General features: G+C 74.5%; 15 protein-coding genes. 8 read left to right on the top strand and 7 right to left on the bottom strand.

All coding sequences use genetic code 11. The features are described from left to right. Window positions 1–20: 20 nt before the first annotated feature. Window positions 21–1,250 carry an ROK family transcriptional regulator gene (locus tag ABZ719_RS28230; protein WP_366727992.1) on the bottom strand — a complete coding sequence of 410 codons (1,230 nt, stop codon included), beginning with the start codon at window positions 1,248–1,250 and terminating at the stop codon, window positions 21–23. A gap of 197 nt (window positions 1,251–1,447) precedes the next feature. On the opposite strand from ABZ719_RS28230, the gene ABZ719_RS28225 reads away from it, so the two are divergent. Then, window positions 1,448–3,616, top strand: coding sequence for an alpha-galactosidase (locus tag ABZ719_RS28225; protein WP_366727991.1), 2,169 nt, complete (start codon window positions 1,448–1,450; stop codon window positions 3,614–3,616). Window positions 3,617–3,777: 161 nt separating this feature from the next. On the opposite strand, the gene ABZ719_RS28220 is transcribed toward ABZ719_RS28225, so the two are convergent. Continuing rightward, a complete protein-coding gene (locus ABZ719_RS28220; RefSeq protein ID WP_366727990.1) occupies window positions 3,778–4,392 on the bottom strand; it encodes a TetR/AcrR family transcriptional regulator in 615 nt (204 codons plus the stop codon). 189 nt (window positions 4,393–4,581) lie between these two features. On the opposite strand from ABZ719_RS28220, the gene ABZ719_RS28215 reads away from it, so the two are divergent. Next, entirely contained in the window at window positions 4,582–5,514 is a 933-nt protein-coding gene (locus ABZ719_RS28215) for an alpha/beta hydrolase (protein ID WP_366727989.1), read from the top strand. Window positions 5,515–5,568: 54 nt separating this feature from the next. Here ABZ719_RS28215 and ABZ719_RS28210 read toward each other — a convergent pair whose 3' ends face one another. Then, complete coding sequence (locus ABZ719_RS28210) at window positions 5,569–6,294, bottom strand: response regulator transcription factor (RefSeq protein ID WP_366727988.1); 726 nt, start codon at window positions 6,292–6,294, stop codon at window positions 5,569–5,571. Next, window positions 6,291–7,706, bottom strand: coding sequence for a histidine kinase (locus ABZ719_RS28205; protein WP_366727987.1), 1,416 nt, complete (start codon window positions 7,704–7,706; stop codon window positions 6,291–6,293). The genes ABZ719_RS28210 and ABZ719_RS28205 overlap by 4 nt, the downstream gene beginning before the upstream one ends. 185 nt (window positions 7,707–7,891) lie before the next feature. Between ABZ719_RS28205 and ABZ719_RS28200 the strand changes: the two genes are divergently transcribed. Together ABZ719_RS28200 and ABZ719_RS28195 are read left to right on the top strand one after the other, a co-directional pair. After that, the gene (locus ABZ719_RS28200) at window positions 7,892–10,417 is read left to right on the top strand and encodes an FtsX-like permease family protein (RefSeq protein WP_366727986.1); all 2,526 of its coding nucleotides are present in this window, start codon (window positions 7,892–7,894) and stop codon (window positions 10,415–10,417) included. Between the two features lie 330 nt (window positions 10,418–10,747). Further along, entirely contained in the window at window positions 10,748–11,353 is a 606-nt protein-coding gene (locus tag ABZ719_RS28195; RefSeq protein WP_366727985.1) for a helix-turn-helix domain-containing protein, read from the top strand. 157 nt (window positions 11,354–11,510) lie between these two features. Here the strand turns inward: ABZ719_RS28195 and ABZ719_RS28190 are convergent, their stop codons facing one another. From ABZ719_RS28190 to ABZ719_RS28180, 3 genes are all read right to left on the bottom strand, one after another. Next, window positions 11,511–13,748 (bottom strand): tetratricopeptide repeat protein, encoded by a 2,238-nt coding sequence (locus tag ABZ719_RS28190; protein ID WP_366727984.1) that lies wholly within the window; start codon window positions 13,746–13,748, stop codon window positions 11,511–11,513. 219 nt (window positions 13,749–13,967) lie between these two features. Further along, on the bottom strand, window positions 13,968–15,104 hold the full coding sequence (locus ABZ719_RS28185) for a hypothetical protein (protein WP_366727983.1): 1,137 nt from the start codon (window positions 15,102–15,104) through the stop codon (window positions 13,968–13,970). An 89-nt stretch (window positions 15,105–15,193) separates the two neighbouring features. Beyond that, complete coding sequence (locus tag ABZ719_RS28180; protein ID WP_366727982.1) at window positions 15,194–16,633, bottom strand: aminotransferase class V-fold PLP-dependent enzyme; 1,440 nt, start codon at window positions 16,631–16,633, stop codon at window positions 15,194–15,196. A 440-nt stretch (window positions 16,634–17,073) separates the two neighbouring features. Here ABZ719_RS28180 and asnB point away from each other — a divergent pair, with 440 nt between their 5' ends. The 4 genes from asnB to ABZ719_RS28160 are packed head-to-tail and all read left to right on the top strand — an operon-like array spanning window position 17,074 to window position 22,443. Continuing rightward, a complete protein-coding gene (gene asnB / locus ABZ719_RS28175) occupies window positions 17,074–18,873 on the top strand; it encodes an asparagine synthase (glutamine-hydrolyzing) (RefSeq protein ID WP_366727981.1) in 1,800 nt (599 codons plus the stop codon). Further along, window positions 18,870–19,916, top strand: coding sequence for a hypothetical protein (locus ABZ719_RS28170; protein ID WP_366727980.1), 1,047 nt, complete (start codon window positions 18,870–18,872; stop codon window positions 19,914–19,916). The genes asnB and ABZ719_RS28170 overlap by 4 nt, the downstream gene beginning before the upstream one ends. Continuing rightward, complete coding sequence (locus ABZ719_RS28165; RefSeq protein WP_366727979.1) at window positions 19,895–21,046, top strand: acyl-CoA dehydrogenase family protein; 1,152 nt, start codon at window positions 19,895–19,897, stop codon at window positions 21,044–21,046. Before ABZ719_RS28170 ends, ABZ719_RS28165 begins: the two co-directional genes overlap by 22 nt. After that, the gene (locus ABZ719_RS28160) at window positions 21,034–22,443 is read left to right on the top strand and encodes a dihydroorotase family protein (protein WP_366727978.1); all 1,410 of its coding nucleotides are present in this window, start codon (window positions 21,034–21,036) and stop codon (window positions 22,441–22,443) included. The genes ABZ719_RS28165 and ABZ719_RS28160 overlap by 13 nt, the downstream gene beginning before the upstream one ends. Window positions 22,444–22,541 lie beyond the last annotated feature (98 nt).

Here is a 22,541-nt window from a genome sequence, read left to right as displayed (position 1 = left end):
GTCCGGGTTCGGGTGGGCCGTCAGTGTGTGTGCTGGGCGGTGAAGGACTGGATGGCGGTGGCCGCCGCCCCGCGGGCCCATTCCTCGAAGGGCAGCGGGCGGGTCTGTACGTCGCACTGGGCGGCGGAGCCGAAGGCGGCGGCGGTGAACGCCTCGCGGATCTGCTCGGCGAACAGATCGTAGGCGGCCAGGCCCTCACCGGAGATGATCACGCGTTCGGGGCCGAGCAGGTTGGCCACGGTGGCGATGCCCCGGCCGATCGCCTCACCGGCGCGCGCGTAGGCCTCACGCGCCCCGGCGACGCCCTGGCGGGCCAGGGCCACGGCCTCCGCGGCGTCGGCGACCTCACGTCCGGTGGCGTCGCTGATCCGCCGGACGATGGCGGCGTCCCCGGCGATCGCCTCCACGCAGCCCTGGTTGCCGCAGCGGCACGGCGGGCCGGCCGGGTCGACGGTGACGTGCCCGATCTCGCCGGCCACGCCGTGGGCGCCGGCCACCACCCGGCCGTGCACGACCAGGCCGCAGCCGATGCCCGCGCCGACCGTCACCACGGCGAAGTCCGACAGCCCGACACCCGCGCCGAACCACTGCTCGGCGACGGTCAGGGCGCGGACGTCGTTGTCGACGGTGACCGGCAGCCCCGTGGTCGCCGCGGCGAGTTCCGCCAGGGGCACGTCACGCCAGTCCAGGAACGGCGAGTAGCGTACGACGCCCTCGGCGCGGTCCACGTCGCCGGAGACGGCGACGCCGAGTCCCATGACGTGGACGCCGAACCCGTCCGCCTCGGTGAGGAGTTCCCCCACCAGGCCGGCGGCCGAGGCCAGGACGGCCCGGGGGGCGCGGTCCTCGAGGGGCAGGTGCCGGGCGAGCAGGATGCGGCAGCACAGGTCGGTGAGGACGCCGATGATCTCGTCGCCGGTCACCTTGATCCCGATGAACAGGGCGCGTCCGCCGTCGACCCGGACCAGGTTCGCCGGTCTGCCCAGCGCCGGGCGGGCGTCCTCGTCGGCGTCCTCCACCAGGTAACCGGCCTCGATCAGCGGCCGGACCGCCTTGGTGACGGCGGCGGCGGACAGTCCGGCCCGGCGGCCCGCCTCCGTGCGGGTGAGGGGGCCCTGGGAGAGGAGCGTGGTGAAGATCTGCGCGGCGGCGGGGGTGTTCGCCGGGAACGTCTCGGCGGACGGCCGGGTGGCGGGTGCGGCGGTCCGGGGCGAGGCCAGGAGCGGGGGCGGGGACAGGGGCGAGGACATGGCCGGGAACCTAGGTCTCTTATTTTCTGCTGTCAATGAAAGAAGCAGGAATCCTCCGAAGATTGCCTGAGCGAGGTGATCGTCTTTCAAAGCCAGGCGTTGAGCGGGGTGTTGACACCGGGTCGAAGGTCACGCTTGGCTCTTGCGAGCACGCCGCCTTCTGCCGCTGTCACCCCTTCTCGCGAACGTGAGGCCCGATGCCGACGATCTCCCACGCCCCGGACCGCGGGGTCTGGCTGCTGACCACGCCCCGCACCTCCTACGCCCTGCGCGTCGACGAGACGGGTGCGCCCTGCCATCTCGCCTGGGGGCCCCGGCTGACCCTGCCGGAGGCGGTGGACCTCGCCGTCCCGCTCCCGGCGGCGGCGAGCAGCTTCGAGGGACGGCCGCCGGTGGGCGAGGAACTCCCGGTGGACGGCGGCACGCGCTACGGCCCGCCGTCCCTCCAGGTCCGCTACGCGGACGGCTCACGCGCCTTCGAGTGGGAGCCCGCCGGCCACCGCGTCCTCGAACCCGCGCCCGGCCGCGCGGAACTGGTCCTGGAGTTCCGCGACCGCCTGTACCCCCTGCACGTGGCGCTGCACTACACGGTGCGCGCGGACACGGACGTCATCGAGCGCCGTACGGTGCTGCGCAACGCCGGGGACCGGCACCTCGCCCTGCTGCGGGCCGACTCGGCGGCCTGGTCGCTGCCGCCGCTGCCCGGCTGCCGGATCAGTCACGTGACCGGCCAGTGGTCGGCGGAGAACCAGCTCAGCCGCGACCCGCTGCCGCCCGGGGAGACGGTGCTGACCAGCAGGCGCGGGATCACCAGCCACCACGCCGGCCCCTGGGTGATGCTGGACGACGGAGAGGCGTCCGAGGAGCACGGCAGGGTGTGGAGCGCGGCCCTGGCCTGGAGCGGGAGCTGGCGCATCACGGTGCAGCGGACACCCGACGGGCGGGCCGGGTTCACCGGCGGCGCCGGCCACGAGGGCACGTCCGTGCCGCTCGCGCCGGGCGAGGAGTTCACCACCCCGGTGTTCGCGGGGCTGTTCACCGAGGGCGGCTTCGGCGCGGCGAGCCGGGCCTGGCACACGTATGTCCGCCGCCATGTGCTGCCCCACGCGCAGGAGGTGGCACCCGTGCTGTACAACTCCTGGGAGGCCACCGGTTTCGACGTCGACGAGCGGAGCCAGAAGGCGCTCGCGGAGCGGGCCGCCGCGCTGGGTGTCGAGCTGTACGTCGTCGACGACGGCTGGTTCGGCGCACGCCGCAGCGACCGGGCGGGGCTGGGCGACTGGACGCCGTCCCCGGACCGCTTCCCCGGCGGGCTCGGTCCGCTGGTGGACGCGGTGCACGGGCTCGGTATGCGCTTCGGTCTCTGGGTGGAGCCGGAGATGGTCAACCCGGACAGCGACCTGTACCGGGCGCACCCCGACTGGGTGCTGCACGTGCCCGGCCGCGACCGCACCGAGCTGCGCCACCAGCTCGTGCTGAACTTCGCCCGGGACGACGTCGCCGACTGGGCGTACGGCTGGCTCACCCGGCTGGTCGGCGAGCACGGCATCGACTTCCTCAAGTGGGACATGAACCGCCCGTTCAGCGAGGCCGGCTGGCCCCGGCGGGAGGGCGCGGGGCACCCGGGCGGTGACGGCCCCGGCGGCGATGACGGTGACCGTGGCGACCGGCTGTGGACGGCGTACGTCAGCAACCTGTACGGCGTCCTGGACCGGCTGCGGGCCGATCACCCGGGGCTGCGCGTGGAGACGTGCAGCGGCGGCGGCGGACGCGTCGACCTGGGCATCCTCGCCCGCACCGACCAGGCGTGGGTGTCGGACAACACCGACGCCGTCGACCGTCTGGTGATCCAGCACGGCTTCGGCCAGATCCATCCGGCGCGTGTGCTGTCCGCCTGGGTGACGGACGTGCCGAACCAGCTCACCGCGCGCACGGTGCCGCTGCGCTTCCGCTTCCATGCCGCGATGGCGGGGCTGCTGGGCATCGGCGGCGACCTGACCCGCTGGTCGGAGGCCGAACTGGCGGAGGGCGCCGAGCTGGTGGCCGCGTACAAGAAGGTGCGTCACCTGGTCCAGCAGGGCGATCTGTACCGGCTGTCCGGCCCGCACGGCGAGGGCCCCACGGTCGTGCAGTACGCCGCCGGGGACGGCGCGGAGACGCTGGTGCTGGCCTGGCGGCGCGGGCCTCGGCACGGAGTCCCGCAGCTCCCGGTGCGGTTGCGGGGGCTCACCCCCGGGGCCCGCTACCGTGACGCGCGGACGGGCGAGGTCCACCATGCCACGGTCCTCGCGGAGTACGGGTACCGCCCCGGCCTGGCGCCGGGCGACTGGGCCAGTTGCGCGGTGCACCTGGTCCGGCTCCCCTGACGCGCTGCCGGCGGACCGGCGGCCGGGCGGGTGCGACGGCGGGGTCCGCTCGGGCCGGACGAGTCCCCGCCGATCAGGCCGCACGAGATTCTGACACTCGTACCGCACGCGACTCAGCCACTCGTACCGGCCGCGACTCAGCCACTCGTACCGGCCGCGACTCAGTCGCTCGCGCCGGACGGGTCCCCGTCGCTCGCGCCGAGAGTCCGCGCCAGCGCGTCGAGGGTCACGTCGACGACGGCGCGCAGCTGCTCCGGGCTCGCTCCGGCTCTGCTCATGACGGCGAGGGACTGGTTCACGGCCGCGAGGTGGGCCGCGAAGGAGTCGGCCGCCTCGTCGCGCAGGCGGCCGGCCTTCAGCGCGGCGCGCAGCCGGGTGTGCTGGAGGCCGATCGCCTCCCGTGCGCGCGCCGCGACGCTCGCGCTCAGCGCCGGGGTCGCCATGACGGTCTGGGCCACCAGGCACCCGTCGGGCAGACCGGGGTCCGCGATGCGTTCCAGGGTGATGTCGAAGAACGCCCGCGCGGCTGCCAGGGGGCGGTCGGCGGCACAGGACAACGCGGCGTCGTACTTGTCTCCGTACCGCGTGCTGTAGCGCTCCAGGCAGCGCAGGAAGAGCGTGTCCTTGTCGCCGAGGGAGGAGTAGATGGAACTGCGGTTGAGTCCGGTCGCCCGGGACAGGTCGTCCACCGACGTGTCCGCGTAGCCGGCCCGCCAGAACTGGATCATCGCGGCGTCGAGCGCCGTGGCGATGTCGAACTGCTTCCTGCCCGCCATGCCGCACTCCCTCCTGCTCCGCCTTGTGGGTGGAGACCATCATCCCATCTTGAAACGATCAGTTCAAGATGGGTTAGGGTGAAGACGTGATCAGGGCCCCATGCCCCGCGGCCCGCACAGCGCGGCGACCCGCGCACCACGTGCTCGCGGTCGGCGCCGTCGCGTTCGTCACGCCAGTGGAGGAGAACCATGAACGACCCCGCAAGCGCCCCCCGCGTCCTCGGCAACCCGGTCCGCGGCCTGCCGCTGCCCGACCTGGCCGGCTTCACCCACCGTTGGGTCGACGCGGACGGCGTCCGGCTCCACGCGGTCGAGGGCGGCCGGACGGACGGTCCGGCCGTCGTGCTGCTCGCCGGATTCCCGCAGACCTGGTGGGCATGGCGCAAGGTGATGCCGCACCTGGCCGGCCGGTTCCACGTCATCGCGATCGACCTGCCGGGCCAGGGCCACTCCGAACGCCCTGACATCAGCTACGACACGCACACGGTCGCCGCGCACGTCCACGCCGCCGTCGAGGCGCTCGGAGTCCCGGCATACTGGCTGGTCGCCCACGACATCGGCGCGTGGGTCGCCTTCTCCCTCGCCCTGAAGCACCAGAGCCGGCTGCGCGGCCTCGCGCTGCTCGACGCCGGCATCCCGGGCATCACGCTCCCCGACGCCGTTCCCACCGACCCCGAGCAGGCGTGGAAGACCTGGCACTTCGCCTTCCACCTCGTGCCCGACCTGCCCGAGACCCTGCTCGCCGGCCGCGAACGGGAGTACGTCGGCTGGTTCCTGAAGGCCAAGACCCTCTCCCCCGACACCTTCGACGACGCCGAGATCGAGCAGTACGCCGCGTCCGTGGCCGCCGACGGCGGTCTCCGCGCCTCTCTGGCCTACTACCGGGACGCCGCCGAGTCGGCGCGGAAGAACCACGAGGCGCTGGACCGGCAGCGCCTGACGGTCCCGGTTCTCGGGATCTCCGGCAGCCACGGCTCCATCCCCGACATGGCGGCTTCCCTCAGGCCGTGGGCCGGCCACGCCACCGGGATCGCCGTGCCGGACTCGGGACACTTCATCCCCGACGAACAGCCCGGTGCCGTCGCTGCCGCACTGAGCGGCTTCATCACCGAGGACGAGTGAGACCGGGCGGAAGCGGAAGCGGCAGTCCACCGCACCGGCCCGCTCTCCTCTCTCTCAGAGCTCCCGCCCCTCCCGGCCGCCGCACACGCCGTTCTCCCAGGCCCAGGCGGCGATCTCCACCCGGTTGCGGGCGGCGAGCTTGCGCTGCACGCTGCCCAGGTGCGTCTTCACGGTGGAGAGCGAGACGTGCAGTTCGGCCGCCAGTTCCTCGTTGGTGCGGCCCCGGGCGACGAGGCGTACGACGTCCGTCTCCCGGGCGGTCAGCGGGAGTTCGCGGGCGGTACGCGACTCGCTCGGTGGCCGCCGCCCGGCACGCTCAGGGCGCCCGGCGCGCGTCACGGCTTCCGAGGCCGCGTCCGTCATGTGTTTCAGCAACCGGACCGTGATCGACGGCGAGATGAGGGCGTTGTCCGCGGCCACCGCCCGGACCGCCTCGACCAGCAGCGCGGGCGAGCCGTCCTTGAGCAGGAAGCCGCAGGCCCCGTTGCGCAGGGCACGGTACACGTACTCGTCGACGTCGAAGGTGGTCGCGATGAGGACGTTCAGCGGCTCGTCCGCCTCCGGGCCCGCCAGCAGCCGGGTCGCCTCCAGACCGTCGAGGCCCGGCATGCGGATGTCCAGCAGACACACGTCCGGGCGCAGACGCCTGGCCTCCTGGACCGCGGTGGCACCGTCGGCCACCGACGCGACGATCTCCATGTCGGGCTGCGAACCGAGGATCATGCCGTAGGCCGAGCGGATCATCTGCTGGTCGTCGGCGATGAGGATTCTGATCGTCATGGGCCCAGGGTGTCAGCAGCCCGGGCGGCGTCCGTGCCGAGGGCGGGCGGCCCGGGCGGGGAAGCGGACGAGGAGCCGGGCGCGGAGGAGGACGGGGAGGAGGCGCCGGGCGGGGAAGCGGACGAGGGGACCGGCAAGGGGCCCGGCAGCGGGAGGTCCGCTTCGACGACCCAGCCGACACCGGGGCGCGGGCCCGCCGTGACCGTCCCGCCGACCATGGCGGCGCGTTCGCGGAGCCCGACCAGGCCGTACCCGGATCCGCTTGCCTGCCCGGCCCCGTGCCGCCCGCCGCGCGCGGGCCGGGCGGCGCCGGCCGCGGCCCCGACGGCGGCCTCCGTGTCGTCGCACACCGAGACCCGTACGACCGGCCGGGCGGTGTCGCCGCCCAGCCGGACGTCCACCGTGACCGCCTTCGCGCCGTGCGCGTGCCGGCGCACGTTCGTCAGCGCCTCGCGCACGACCTGGTGCACGGTGGTGGCGATGCCGGGCGGCAGCTCCGCGGCGATCAGGCGCGGGTCGAGCGTGAGTCCGGCGGCCGGGCCCGCAGCGGAGAAGCGCGCCGTCAGCGCGCGCAGGTCGGCGAGACCGGCGCCCGGCCCCGCCACGGCCCCGGGCCCCCGCGGATCCCGCAGGACGGCCACCATGCTCCGCATCGACTGCATCGCCTGCGAACCGGCCTCCTCGATCTGCGCGAGCATGCCGTCCAGTTCCCCGGCGTCCGGCGGCCGCCCGGCGGCCGAGGCGAAGCGCACGGCCTTGGTCTGGGCGATGATCGCGGTCACGTGGTGGCCGACGAAGTCGTGCAATTCCCGCGCGTAGTCCAGGCGTTGCTGCTGAAGGGCGGTCTCGTGCTCCCGCTCGCGGAACCTGTCGAGCAGCCGCAGGTACAGGCCGAGCACCGCCGCGAGGGCCGCCGCGCCCCACAGGACGGGGACGGCGAACGAGCCCGCCCGCCCGTACTCGGCCGGCGGCAGCCGCAGGAAGATCACCGTGAGGGCGGTCACCGCGCCCCCGGCCAGGGCCGCGGCCCGCAGCGGCGGCCGCAGGCGCAGCGCGCGGGCGACGACCAGGAGCAGCGCGCACGTCTCGACGACGCCGAAGGTGTGTTCGGCGTGGACGCCCGTGCGCTGGGTCACCAGGGACACCAGGCAGGACGTGACGACCGCGGCGAGGGCCGTCCGGCCGAAGCGGCCGCGGGGGACGGCGAGGGCGGCCAGGGCCAGCCCGCCGGACACCGTCCAGGCCGCGGCCGACGGCACGGACCCGGTGTCGGTCCCCTCGGCGGCCACCGCGGCCAGCAGGACGGCCCCCGCGCAGACCGCCGCGATCCGCCGGCCCGCAGGGGCACCGATCCGGCGGGTCACCGGGGCAGCGATCCGGCGGACGGCCGGGACGTCGAAGAACTGCTTCATGTCTGTGCAGGTTACGGGCCCGCAGCGGGCCGCGCCTCGACCGTTCGGCCGAGGCGCGGCGCCCACCGGCCGGCGGGTTTCGGTCCTCCGGCCGATCCGGCGGCGCCCCGCCGGCGGCCAGGATCGGGACACCTGCCCCTTCTCCCCGGGCGTCCCCCTCCCCGGCCGCCGCACTGGAAGGCCTCATGTTCCGTACCGTCCTGCGCTCCGTCCGCCGCGACCTGCGCCGCTTCGCACTGCCCGCCCTGGCGGTGCTGATCGGTGTCGCCTGTGTCAGCGGTTCGCTGCTGTACAGCCGTTCCCTGGCCGCCGGCGCCGACCGGCTCCAGCGGGCCTCGCGGCCCGACGTGTCGGTGGAGGTGCGCGCCACGGGCGCCCCGGGGCCGTCCGGCACCGCCCCGGTACCGGACGAGGCGCTGCTGCGCCGGCTGTCCGCCCTGCCCGGGGCGGCCTCGGCGCGCGGCACCCTGGCGGGCCCGGCGTTCCTCGTGGCGCGGGACGGCACCCTGGTGGGTCCGGCGTCCGAGGCGGCCGGGGTGAACTTCGTACCGGACCGGCGTGGACGGGACCCCCGCTACCCCCTGACGGACGGACGCGGCCCGCACGGTCCCGGTGAGGTCGCCCTCGACCGCTGGTCGGCCCGGCGCGGCGGGTACCGGGTCGGGGACCGGGTGCGGATCGTCGTACGGGGCGAGGTCCGCTCGGTCCGGCTCACCGGCGTCTTCACCGTGTACGACCCCGCCGTCGCCGCCGGCGGTACGGTCACCGCGTTCGACCAGGCCACCGCGCGCTCGCTGTTCGCGCCGGCGCCGGGCGCGTACGCGTCGGTGACACTGACGGCCGCCCCCGGCACCCCGCCCGCCGTGCTCGCGGACCGCGTGGCGCGGGCGCTGCCCGCCGGCCTGGAGGCGGTCACCCGCGCGGAGCTGGACGCGCGGGCCGCGGCGGCGCCCGACCGCGCCAAACTCGGCACGCTGCTGCTGGTGTTCGCGGGCATCGCCCTGTTCGTCTCGGCCTTCCTGGTGGGCAACACCTTCACGATGCTCAGCGCCGCACGCGCCCGCGAACACGCCCTGCTGCGGGCGGTGGGCGCGAGCCGCGGGCGGGTCCTGCGGACGGTGCTCGGCGAGGCGGTGCTGGTGGGGGCGGCCGCCGCCCTGGCCGGGTACGCGGCCGGGATCGGCGTGGCCGGGGCGCTGGGTGCCCTGTTCGGGCGCGCGAGCGGACCGGCGGTCGCGGCCCCGCTGGAGCCCCTCGCCGCCGTCCCGCTGCTGACGGCCCTCGCCGTCGGGGTCGCCGTCACCGCCGCGGCCGCCTGCGTGCCCGCCCTGCGCGCCTCCGCCGTCGCCCCGGTCGCGGCGCTGCGCACCGGTCTGCCCGCGGCGGCGCCCTCGCTGCGCCGCCGCACCCTCGCCGGGCTGTCGGCCTCGGCCGTCGGCGCGCTGCTGCCGGCCTTCGCCGGCGGGGACCTCGGGGTGCTCGCCGTCGGCCTGCCGGTGCTGCTCGGCGGACTGGTCCTGCTCGTCCCGGTGCTCGCTCCGCCGCTCACCCGTGTGCTGCGCGCGCCCCTGCGGCGGGTGTCCGGGGTGCGGGGTGTGCTGGCGCTGGCCAACGTGTGCCGCAACCCCCGGCGCACCGCGGCGACGGCGGGGGCGCTCACCGTGTGTGTGGCGCTCGTCAGCGCGGTCACCGTGGCACTGTCGTCCCTGAGCGCCACGGCGGACCGCAAGGCGCAGGCTCAGATGCCGACGGACCTGCGGATCACCGCCGTCGACTTCGCCCAGGTCGGTGCTGACACGGCGCGGAAGGTCGCGCGGCTGCCGCACGCGGCGGCGGTGACCTCGGTGCGGGAGGCGGCGTTCCGCCTGCGCGACGGCTCGACGCTGTGGACGGCCGTCGTGGATCCGGACGCCGTGGGACGGGGGCGCCTCGGCGACCTGACCGTGCGCGCCGGGTCCCTGGACGACCTGGCGCGGGGAGTCGCCGTCAGCTCGGCGCTCGCCGCCGAACACGGCTGGCGCCCGGGTGACCGCCTCACCGGCCGGGAGCTGTCCGACGCCGGCGTGCCGGGCGGGCCTTCCCTGGACCGGCCGGTCGTCGCGGTCTACGACGGCCCCGAGGCCCTGGGCCCGGCCCTCCTCCCGGAGAGCGCCCTGGCGGGGGCAGGTGTGGCGCGCGGCGGCCCGGTCACCTCCGTCCTGGTGCGCGCGCGGCCGGGTGGTATCGCCGCCCTGAAGCAGGAGGTCCGCCGCGCCCTGGACAATCCGCTGCTGGTCGTCCAGGACCGGGGCGACGCCGGGCGGGAGGCGGCCGAGGCGTTCGGTCCGTTGTTGTCGGTGCTGTACGCGATGCTCAGCGTCACGGTGGGCATCGGGGCGCTGGGGGTCGCCAACACCATGGGCATGGCGGTGTTCGAACGGGTGCGGGAGATCGGGCTGCTGCGGGCCGTCGGTCTTGACCGCGCGGGGGTGCGTTCCATGCTGCGGGTGGAGTCGGTCGTGGTGTCCCTGCTGGGCGCCGGACTGGGGATCCTGGCGGGCGGCGCCGCCGGGGTGGCGGCGGTGTCCGGCCAGACGGGCGCGGTGATCTCCGTGCCGTGGGCGTCGCTGCTGCTGTTCTTCCTCGGCGCGGCCGTGATCGGGGTGCTGGCCGCGCTGGGCCCGGGGGCGCGGGCGGCGCGGGTGCCGGTGACGCGGGCGGTGGGGGAATAGGGCCGGGGGCGGCGGTGACGCGGGCGGCCGGTGAGTAGGGCCGGGGGCGGCGGGGGCGCGGACGGCCGGTGAGTAGGGCCGGGGGCGGCGGGGGCGCGTTCGGGTCGCCGCCTGCCAGGGATGTTCGGGGCCCCGCCTGCCAGGGGTGTTCGGGGCCCCGCCTGCCAGGGAGCGCGGGTTGCCCACCTGCGGGCGGGGGGCCGTAGAGCCGGGGCGGGGGCGGCGCGTTCGGTCCCCCCTGCCTGCCGGGCGGGGCGCGTCCGGCCCCCGGCCGGTGACACCGGCGGCCGTAGGATGAAACGCACCGGTCCGGTGAAGGGGAGCTGGAGTATGGCCCATGTGCTGACACCCAAGGGGCAGGCGACGCGGCGGCGGATCGTCGCCGGTGCCGCCGAGGTCCTGCGGGAAGCGGGGATCACGGCCACACTGGACGACATCCGCGAGCGGACCCGGACCAGCAAGAGCCAGTTGTTCCACTACTTTCCCGAAGGCAGGGACCAACTCCTGCTCGCCGTCGCCCACTTCGAGGCGGACCGGGTCCTGGACGACCAGCAGCCGCATCTGGGGCACCTGGACGACTGGGACGCGTGGGACAGGTGGCGGGACTCGGTCGTCGCCCGGTACCGGGAGCAGGGCGACACGTGTCCCCTCGGCTCACTGCTCCGACAGGTCGGTACCGCCTCTCCCGGGGCGCAGGCCGTGGTCGTCGAGCTGATGCGCAGGTGGCAGGAGCACATCGCCGAGGGGATCAGGGCCCTGGTGCGCACGGGCCGTCTGCCGGACGCGTTCGAGGTGGACACCGCCTCGGCGGCCCTGCTGGCCGGCATCCAGGGCGGAGTGGCCCTCCTGCTCGCCACCGGCCGCCTCACCCACCTGGAGGCCGCCCTGGACTGGGGAATCGCCCAACTGCGCGCCGCGGACCCGACGGCCGTCTGAGCGGTACGGGGTCGCGGGCGACGCCCCTTCACCGGCCGACGGGCGCCGACCGGGAGCCGTACCGCCGGGGCGGAGGGGTCCGGAGTCCCGAGTGTCCGGGTCCGAGGGTGTCCGGTCCGGTGGCCCGTCCGGGGGCGTCGGTCCGGTGGCCCCTCGGTCAGGGCAGGGCGTCCGCCTTGGCCCTCATCTGCTCGGCGCGCGGGCTGCCGAACGCACGCAGCAGCTCGGCGGCCCGTGTCCAGCTCGCCCGCGCCTCGTCCGTGTCTCCCAGTTCGAGCTGGGCGGACGCGAGGTGGTCCAGCACTTCGGCCTGGTTGTAGTCGTCCTGGAGTTCCTCCAGCAGGCTCAGCGCCCTGCGGTAGGTGGCGACCGCATTCCCGGACTCGCCCAGGCGCTGCCGGGCGTAGGCGATGCTGTCCCACGTCGCCGCCTCGTTACGGCGGTTGCCGCTCTCCTGGAGGATGGGCAGCGCCTCCTCGCACATGGTGATCGCCTCCCGGTACTCACCGAGCAGGGCGAGGTACCAGCCGACGGCGTTGAGTTCCCGCGCGAGCAGGGCCGGCCGGCCGAGGGTGCGGTACAGCGCCAGGGCGCCGCGCGCGTGGTGCAGGGCCTCGCCGTAGCGTTGCTGCCGCCCGCGCACCCACCCGATGCTCCGCTCGGTGGCGGCGCGCTCCGCGGGATCCAGCCGGTGCACGTGCTTGAGCAGCAGGCCGACCTGTTCGTCGGCCTCGGCCGACTGGCCCGTCTCGGCCAGCGCACGCGCCAGGTTGGCGCCGGCCCTGGCGACGGCGGCCGGGTCGTCGAGCAGGAGGGCCGCGTCGAGCCCGATGCGCTCGGCGGAGATCTCCTCGGCCCAGCGGCCCGCGACCGCGTTGTACCCGACCCACGCCGTCGGGAGTGCGGCGAGCCGGGGCAGCAGCCGCGCGTCGTCGACGGTCCGCAGCGCGGCGGCGGCGACCGCCTCCTCCTGCCGGAACCAGGCCAGCGCCTCCGCCCGGCCGTCGATCGCGACCGACACCACGCCAGGAGCCGGGGTGCCGGCCGGTTCGGCTCCGAGCCGCGCCTCCAGCGCGTGGCCCGCCACCTGGGCGTTGTGGTGCAGGTAGTCCAGCAGGCGGGTCCGGGCGCCGAGGCGGTCGTCGTGTTCCCGCTCGACGAGTTCGCCGCCGTAGGCCCGTACCAGGTCGTGCAGGACGTACCGGCCGTCGGCGTCGCGGGACAGCAGGCTGACCGTGGTCAGTTCGCGCAGGTGGCGGCGGGCCTCGGCCATCCCGACGGCGGCGAGGGAGGCGGCCGCCTCGGCGGACACCGCCGGTCCGGGGTGCAGGCAGAGGTGGCGGAAGAAGCGTGCCGTACCGGGGGCGAGGGCGCGGTAGGACCAGGAGAAGACGGCACGGACGTCGACCCGCCGGTCGTCGCCCGACAGGGCGTCCAGGCGGGGGCTCGCCTCCCGCAGCTCACGTGCGCCCCGCCGCAGGGACATCCGGGGCGCGGCACTGAGCTGGGCGCCGACGACGGCCACCGCCAGCGGCAGGTACCCGCACAGCTCCACCAGTTCGGCGGCCGCGTCGGGCTCGGTACGGCACCGGTCCTCACCGATCCTGGCGGCCAGTGCGGCAAGGGCCTCCTCCTGGCTCCACACGTCCAGGCCGATCAGGGAGGCGCCCTCCTCCCCGGCGAGGCCGGAGAGCCGGTCGCGCGAGGTGATGAGCGTCAGGCATCCCGCCGAGGCGGGCAGCAGCGGCCGTACCTGCTCGGCGTCGCGCGCGTTGTCCAGCAGCACGATCAGCCGCAGGGCGGCCGTCCGCTCCCGGAACAGGGCACCGCGCTCGCGCGCGCCGGGCGGGATGTCGGCGCTGGTCGCCCCGAGCGCCCGGAGGAACCCGCCGAGCACCTCTCCCGGGTCCAGCGGGGACCCCGAATCCTCGAAGCCGCGCAGGTTCACGTACAGCTGGCCGTCGGGGAAACGGTCCGCCACCCGGTGCGCCCAGTGCACCGCCAGCGCCGTCTTGCCCACCCCGGCCATGCCGCCGATCGCCGAGATGACGACGTGGCGGCCCCGGCCGGCGGTCCCTTCCAGGAACCCGTGCACGGTGTCGAGCGCGTCCTGGCGGCCGCGGAACACCGCGAGATCGGGCGGCAGTTGCTGCGGGACCTGCGCGGTCCGCCGGCCCGGAGCGGCCGCCTGCACCAGCCGCCGCCGCTCCTCCTCCCCCAGCTCCAGCGCGTCCATCAGCTCGGCCAGCGTCGCCTGCCGCGGCAGACTCCTGCCCCGCTCCATGTCACTGATGGCCCGGACACTCACCCCCGACGCGTCCGCGAGGCTCTCCAGCGTCAGCAGCGAACGCTGCCGCGCCTCCCGCAGCAACCGACCGAACACACCCTTGTCCATCCCACCCCCGCAGGGCCCGGCCCGGAACCCTCGCGCCGGGAATCCCGCGAGCCTAACCGCTCCGGATCCGGCCGCAGGAACGCATCTCACATGGTGGGGCGGCGGCTGCGGCCGCAGCAGGACACGGGGGAGGGGACGCAGTGACGAGGAGAGGGCGGGCGGCAGGCGGGGAAAGGCGCTCGCCGGGCCGGGCCCGAAGGGGCGGCCGCCGGGAGCCCGTCAGTCGCCGCGGAACGCCGGGGCGGCGACGGGGGCGAGCGTGGTGCGCCGGGTGGACCGCGGCGGGTTGCGGGTGATCGGGTAGACGGGGAAGCGGAAGTAGGTGGTCATGTCCGCGCGCCGGCCGACGGTGCGGTAGCTGACCAGTTCCTGGAGGCCGAGGAAGGCTTCGAGCGGCCGGGGTGCGAGCGCGTCCACGAGGTCGCGGTAGGGGCCGGTGGGGATGCCCTCGCTCTCCAGGAGCGCCGCCACGCGTTCGGTCGTGTCCCGTTCGCTGCGGGCCAGACTGCTCATGCGCAGGTACGTCGTCGCCTCCTCGGCCTGGCGGCAGCCCTTGCGGAAGGCCAGGCAGGTCAGGGCGGCCTCGCCGGCGTCGTTGCCGTCCCCGCCGGCCAGGGCCCGGTAGCCGCGTCCGGCCCGTACGGGATCGTGCGAAAGGGCGCGTGCGGCAAGGGCGTTCAGCTCGTCCAGCGTGGCGGTGGCACTGCGGTGGTAGACCTTCGCCCGGCTCTGCGGCGCGCCGGAGAGGTCGAGGGCGAAGAACTCCAGCTCGTGCCGGGCGAGGTCCATCCCGGCGGAGGTCGCGGCCCATGCCTCCCCCATGCCCAGGCGTTCCATGGCGGCTGCGACCACCGCCTCGCGTTCGCTCGTCCCCCAGCGGTACAGCCCGAAGTACGCCTTCAGGGAGGGCGGTTCGCCGGGGCGCAGGACGAGTGAGTGCCACAGGGGGGCCGGGACGCCGAGCCGGCCGTCGAGGAACAGGTCACCGGTGCGCTCGAAACCGTCGAGCGAGGCGCCCAGTCGCCCGGCCAGCCGGACGGTGGCGGTCAGGGCGGTCACATCGGGCCGCGCGTCCGCGAATCCGATGTCGAAGAGGACCCGTATCTCCGGGCGGGAGGCCGACCACTTGACCGACATCTCCGCCGGGAACCCGTCCTCGGCCACGTACGACGGACGGCGGCACTCAGCGCCGATCTTCAGGGCGAACCACGGTTCAAGCGCCTCTCTGAGCAGGGCACTCGCCGTCCGCGCCTCGCCGGCGGGGACCACCAGGGCGTCACAGGCCCGGTCCCACTGCGTGCACAGGAACTCCCCCACCGATTCGTTCCACGCGTCATAGAGACCGAAACGAGCCATTCCATTCCCCCGATGTACTGGATTTCCCTGAATTCCTGGGCTTTTCAAGATTTCGTTCATGTTCTGCAGGAATGCACCGACCCGTCGGATCAGAGCGCCGCGACGGCGGCCGCCGTCTCCTCCAGCGCCTCGTCCACGTGTTCCTTGTGCGTCGCGTACGCCACGACGCACATGCGGACGGTCTGGCGGCCTTCGACGACGGTGCTGTAGATCAGTACGCGCCCGCTCGCGTTGATGCGCCGCGGGAGCCGGCGCGTCGCCTCGTCGGCCTCCCGGACGGCTTCGGGGCTCGCGTCGCGCGGGCGGACCCGGAAGGTCACGGTGCTCAGTTCCGGCCGGAGGGGAACCTCCAGCTCCGGCATGCCGGTGAGCTTCTCGTAGGCGTACTCGGCGAGGTCGAGTTTCTCGTCGAGTGCGCGGCAAAAGGCCGACACCCCGTGCAGGTGCAGGGGGAGCCACACACGTGTCCCCCGGTTCTCCCGGCTCAGTTCGACGCCCCGGTAGGCGTAGTCGGGAAGCGCTTCGAAGGAGCCGACGTCCTGCAGGACGCTTCCGGTGCCCTGGTGCGCGGCGGTCAGCGCCGCGGGGTCCCGTACGACGAGCGCTCCGGTGCCGAAGGGCAGGAAGAGGGTCTTGTGCGGGTCGAGGGTGACCGAGTCCGCCCGCTTTGTCCCGGCCAGCCGCCGGCGTCCGCGCTCGGTCAGCCGGAAGAACCCTCCGTAGGCCGCGTCCACGTGGAACCAGACGTCCTCCTCGGCGGCCAGGGCGGCGAGGTCGTCCAGGGGGTCGATCACGCCGGCGTCCGTGGTCCCGGCGGTGGCCACCAGCAGGAAGGGCCGCAGCCCGGCCCGCCGGTCGCTGCGGATCATCCGGGCCGCCGCCGCGACGTCCAGGTGCAGCCGGTCCGTCGTCGGCACGAGACGGACGTTGTGCTCCCTGATCCCGGCGATCCGGGCGGCCTTCGCCACCGAGTGGTGGGTCTGCGCGCCGAGGTAGAGGGTCCCGTTCTCCAGGCACTCCCCCAGGCGGCTGTGCCGGGCCGCGACCACGGCGGACAGGTTGGCCATCGAGCCGCCCGTGGTGAGGATGCCGGAACTGCCCGCGGGCAGCCCGCACACGTCCTGGGCCATCCAGCGCAGCACGCTCTCTTCCATGGCGGTCAGCGCGGGGGCCGCGGCGGCCAGCCCGCCGAAGCGGTTGACCGTCCGGGTGAAGAACTCGGCGAGCGCGGAGACGTAGATCCCGCCGCCCGGGATCGCGGCCATCACCCGGGGGCCGGCGGTCTCCATCGCCAGACCGGCGGCCTCGCAGAGCCGGTCCAGCAGCGCGGAGAGATCACCGCCCTCCTCCGGCGGTGCCGCCGTGAACGGCGCGACCAGCTCCGTGACGGACTCCCCGTGCGGTGCGGGGCCGGCCGGGCGCCCCGGGACCTCCCGTACGAACTCCGCGAGCCGGGAGACCATCATCTCCCCCAGCTCCCGCACCTCCTCGGAGGTCACCTCCAGGGGAAGGTGAGGGGGGATACCCATGCCCTGTCCTTTCAGCGGCCGGCCCGGGGCCGTACGCGCACTCACACCCGTGCTCGCACTCACACTCGCGCTCACACATGTCTGTGACCGGAAACTGTCTCTGACCGGAAACGGACGGGGGGTGTGCCAGGGTTCACGGGCGTCCGGCACCGGCGCCGTCAGACGGCCCCCTGCCCGGCCGCAGCCGGCCGCGCGGACCCGGCTGACGCGCCGCGCCGGGCGCGCGAAGGCGCCCCCGTGCCGGACCGACGCTCTAGCCCGCTTCTAGGTCGGGCTGGTCAACTTGGGGCAATGCATGGGATGAACGAGGACCGGTTCCTTTCTCGGTGAGAGCGGAACCGGCAGAAGCCGCACGCTGAGCCAGGAGACGGATTCGACCCACCGTCACATCGGTACTGATAGTCCATTTCCCATTAATTCACACAGGCGAGAGTCGGGCGATGTGTCGGATATTTGGTCATTTTAATGGCGTGGTGACCCCGCGCGAACTTCGGACGGTGGGCGCGCTTCAGCGGCACGGTGGCCCCGACGGCCAGGGCAGTGCGCACGACGCGATGTGGTCCGTCGGGAACAACCGGCTGGCCATTGTGGATCTGGACGGCGGCCAGCAGCCGTACGAGCTTCTCGACGGCCGGATAAGAGTCGTCTTCAACGGAGAGATCTACAACCACGACGAGCTCCGGCAGCGGCTGCGCGCGCGGGGTTACACCTTTTCCGACCGCTGCGACGGGTCGATCCTCCCCGCGCTGTACGACATGTACGGCGACGGCTTCACCGAGCACCTGGACGGCATGTACGCGATCGCCGTCCTCGACCGGCGCGCCGAGCCACGGCTCGTGCTCGCCACCGATCACGTGGGCATGAAGCCGTTGTACTACCGGTGGGACCCGGCGTCGGGAGCGCTGCACTTCTCCTCGGAGATCCCCGCCCTGCTCGCGTTCGACGCGGTGTCGCGCACCGCCTGGACGCCGGGGCTGGAGGCCTACCTCGCGACCAAGACGCCCTTCGGCGAGCAGACGATGTTCGGCGACATCAAGGCGCTGCCGCCGGCGGCCACAGCGGTCTGCGACCGGGCCTCGGGGTTGCGCGTCCTGCGCCGGAACCCGCCCCGGCCCGGCCCGTTGCCGGGCGACGACATCCCCGGCCGGCTGCGCGCGATGCTGCGCGACGAGGTGCGCCGGCTCCGGGCGGCCGACGTCCCGCTCGCCTCCATCACCTCCGGCGGGCTCGACTCCGGACTGGTCACGGCCTTCGCCGCGGAGGACGGCAGCGACCTGCACACCTTCAACCTCTCCTACAAGGGCTCCTGGCCCGGGGACGAGCGGCGCTTCGCGCGCCAGATCGCGGAGCGGACCGGGGCGGTCTACCACCAGGTGGAACTGGATCCGGCCACCTTCCCCGACCTGGTGTCGGACGTCGTGTGGCACCTGGGCCAGCCGAACGCCGACCCGATCACGCTCAGCACCTACGCCCTCTTCCGCGCCGTACGGGACGCCGGCTTCAAGGTCGCGCTGACCGGCGACGGCGCGGACGAGGTCTTCGGCGGCTACGACCGGATGCGCGCGGCGGCGGAGGCCCGCGGAGCGTGGGGCGCGTCGTACGCGGACGCCCTCGCCGTCGCCCCCGCGCGGCTGCGGGGCCTGCTCTACACCGAGGACTACGCCGACGAGGTGGCCCGCACGGCCGCGCTTCCCGAGCGGGCGAGCCGCCTGCTGCGCGACGGCGACGACCCGCTGGGCCGGATCACCGCCTTCGAGATGGAATACCGTCTGCCCGCGTACCACCTGCGCCGTGTGGACCACCTGAGCATGGCGCACTCGGTCGAGGTGCGGCTGCCGTTCTGCCAGCGCGACGTCGTCGCCTTCGGGCGGGCGCTGCCCGACCACATGCGCATCAGCGGCGGCCGGGTCAAGCGGGCGCTCTACGCGGCCGCCTCCGGACTGCTGCCGATGGACGTCCTGAACCGCCCGAAGCAGCCCTTCACCCTGCCGCTCACCGCGATGCTCGCCCCCGGGCAGCCGCTGTGGGACTTCGCCCAGGACATGCTCGGCGCGAGCCGGCTGCGCTCCGCGGGCCAGCTCGACCCCGGCGCCGTGCGGAACCTCTTCACAGCGCAGGCCGAGCGCCCCGACGACACCGCCGCGCTGACGCTCTGGGCCCTGCTGGTGCACGAGGTCTGGCGGGAGCGGTTCCGGCCCGGCGCACGGGTGGAAGCCGCGAGGGGAGCGATGGTCGCGTGATCGGTCACATCGCCTACGCGTCCGGGAGCCCCTGCCCCACCCTCGTCCTCGACGCGCGGCAGTTCCCCAGGGAGCGGGAGCCGCTGCTGGAGGCCCTCACCGAGGTCCGCCGGCGGCTGGTCCGGGCCGGCGGGGCGCACATACTCAAGATCGCGCTGATCGAGCCTTCGCCGCATCCGCTGTTCGATCTCGACTACCGCTTCATCCAGGCGCTGCCGGACGGTCCGGCGCGGTTCGATCTGCGCGGCTCGTGCGGGCACTCCGTGCTGTGTTCCGTGATGGCCGCCGGGCGGTCCGGGATGCTTCCCCGGCAGGGCCCCGGGGACCGGGTCCGGGTGCACGTCCTCAACAACGGCGACCACCTCGTGTGCGAGACCGAGGAGGCCGACCGGGAGACCGCCCGGTGCACGATGTACTTCCTGCACACGCCCCCGGTCCCGGTGACGGGTCTGCTGCTGCGCGACGAGCCGCGCACGACTCTCGACGTGGACGACGAGAAGGTGACCGTCTCCATGGTCTCCTCCGGCAACCCGTACGTCTTCGTCGGCGCGCGTGAAGCCGGGGTGAGCGACGCCGCGGAACTGTTCGCCGGGGGTGCCGGCCTGTTCGACCGGCTGGGCCGGATCCGCTCGGCGGCGGCCCGGTTGCTCGACTGGTCGCCCGACGGCGCGTTCCCCAAGATCGCGGTGGTCGTTCCCGACGGAGCCGGACGGATAGCGGCCCGGGCCGTGACCGTCCCCGGCTGGCACCCCACGCTGGCACTGACCGGCGCGGTCTGCCTGGGGGCGGCGAGCTGCATCCCGGAGACCGTTCCCTGGCTCGCCGCACGCGAGGCCGGCTGTCCCGGCGGCCAGGTGGACATCCGCACCGCCGGCGGGAGCACGGCGGTCACCGCCACGACCCGGATCGGTGACGGCCGGACCGAACTCGCCTGGGTCGCCGTGGGCAACAAGACCGTCCGGTACCACGGCCCGTTCTTCCCCGAATCGCTCACCCGTTTCCGACCCAGGGAGTTCGGAGAATGTCTGTCGCTTCCAGCCTGATCCGCACGGAGGACGTCGTCCGCACCGTCGGGCCCGTCCTCGACCCGCCGATCCTGGAGATGCTGCGCGCGTCCGATGCCCGGACCGCCGTCAGCGGCAAGCCCGACCCGCAGGCGCTGGCGCGGCTGCGGGCTTCGGGTCTGCTCGCCACCGCCGTCCCGGAGGCGTACGGGGGCGCCGGGGGTGACGCGGCGGCCGTCAACCGGGTGGTGGAACAGGTGGCGACGGTGAACCCGTCCGTGGCGATCATCCTGTTCCAGCACTTCGCGGTGTGCGCGCGCATCGACGAATGGGGGACCGACGAGCAGAAGGCGAGGTACCTGCCGGCCCTGGCCTCGGGCGAGTTCCTCGCCGCGTCCGCGTGGAGCGAGACGGGGGCGGGGGCCGCCAAGAAGCGGCTGGCCTCCACCGCCGAGCGGCTCCCGGCCGGCCGGTGGCTGCTGAGCGGCGCGAAGGCGTTCACCACCGGGGCAGGGGTCGCGGACCTCTACCTGGTGCTCGTGCAGACGTCGGCGGCACAGGACGACCCGCACAGCAGTTACGGCTCGGCCGGCCAGACCTTCTTCCTCGTGCGCGGCGACAACCCCGGACTGGTACCCGACCTGAGCCTGGAACTGGTCGGCATGCGCGGATCGGCGACGGGCTTCGTCCAGCTCGGCGACTGCGAGGTCACCGACGACGACCGCCTGGGACCGCTGGGACACGCGACGGCCATCATCGCCGGCGTGCGGGAGAGCGGCGCGACGCTCGGCGCGGTGTCCATCGGCATCGCCCAGGCGGTGTACGACCTCGCCGCCGGACACCGCGCCCGCCTCGACGAGGCACGGGCGAAGACCGTCCGGCACCAGATGGTCTCGCTCAGCACGCTGCTGGAGTCGGCGCGTGCCTTCGTGGTGCGCGCGGGCCACCGGTCGTCGGACGATCCGGGCCGGACCACGCTGCAGGCCAAGCTGCACGCCTCGGCCGCCGCCGAGCAGATGTGCCTGGAGGTCTCCCGCATGCTCGGGTCCGCCGGTTACGTCGTCGATCACCGGCTGAACCGGCTGATCGCCGATGCCCGGGCGGTCACCCTGATGGGCCCGACCAACGATCTGTGCCGAGAGCTGGTGGCGGAGTCATGGGAGAACTGAGCCCGGAACGTGCCGATCTCGTGGTGAGCGGGCGCCTCGTCACGCCCACGGGAGTGCGACGCGGCGCGGTCGTGGTGTCCGCCGGCCGGATCGCCGCCGTCACCGGCGCCGACGAGGCCGCGCCGGGGGTGCCACGGCTCGACGCCGGCGACGCCTACGTCCTGCCCGGGCTGATCGACTCCCATGTGCATTTCCGCACCCCCGGCCTGGAGCACAAGGAGGACTGGGAGCACGCCGGCCGGGCCGCCGTGGCGGGCGGCGTCACCACGGTCATCGACATGCCGAACACGAAGCCTCCGGGGCTGACACCGGAGGCGATAGCGGCGAAGGCCGCGCTGGTGGCCGGGTCGTCGCTGGTCGACTTCCGGTTCCACCTGGGCGCCGACCCGCACCACCCCGAACTGCTCGCCGGCCTCGACCCCGCGATCGCCACCAGCGCCAAGGTCTTCATGGCCGGGCACCAGACCGCGCCGACGGTCGTACGGGACCGCGACCAGCTGGAGAGGATCTTCGCCGCCGCCGCTGCCGGCGGCGTCCGACTGGTGCTGCACGCCGAGCGGGACACCCTGTTCTCGATGCTCGACGGCGTGCGCGGGCGGCTGCGGGACTACGCCGCCTACGAGCGTTCACGGCCGCGCAGCGGTGCGATCGCGGCCGTGGCCGATGTCATCGGGCTCGTGCGCCGCCACGGCACCGAGGCGCACATCCTGCACGTGTCCAGCGGGGAGGAGGTCGACCTGCTCGCGGCCGCACGCGCCGAGGGACTGCCCCTCACCTTCGAGGTGACCTCGCACCACCTGTCGTTCACCGACCACGACACGCTGCGGACCGGAGCGCGTACCCGTCTGTCGCCGGCCATCCGCTCCACGGCGGACCAGGACCGGCTCTGGGCCGCCCTGCGCGGCGGCGAGGTCGCCACCCTGGGCAGTGACCACGCCCCGCACACCATGGCGGAGAAGCTCCTGCCGGTGCCGGACGCCCCGCCCGGGATCCCCGGCGTGCAGGAGCTGGCCGTCGCCGTCTGGACCGGGATGCGCCGGCGGTGGCCCGACGAAGACTGCGACGTGGCGATCACGCGGCTCGTCGAGCACCTGGCGGCCACGCCGGCGGCGCTCTTCCGGCTGCCGGGCAAGGGCCGTCTGGAGCCGGGCGCCGACGCGGACCTGGTGATCTTCGACCCGGACGATCCGTGGATGCTCTCCGCCCACGACGTGCACGCCAAGTGCGGCTGGTCGGCGTACGAGGGGTGGACGATGGCCGGCAGGGTGCTGACCACGCTCCGGGCCGGAGAGGTGGTCTGGGACGCGGCCGACCGGAGCTTCGGCAGCCCTACCGGACGCTGGCTGCCGGCCGCGATGCCGCGCGAACCGCTCACGGCGCAGAGCGCCCGCGCGTGACCCCAGCGGCTTTCCGGGGTGTCCGCCCCGCGGGTTCGACGCCCGCGGGGCGGGTGCGCCGGCGAGGGGAGGGGGCGTGCGGGGCGATGCGTCGCGCC

Source organism: Streptomyces sp. NPDC006743, assembly GCF_040703815.1.
GTDB lineage: Bacteria > Actinomycetota > Actinomycetes > Streptomycetales > Streptomycetaceae > Streptomyces.
This window is presented reverse-complemented; position numbering and strand designations above follow the sequence as displayed.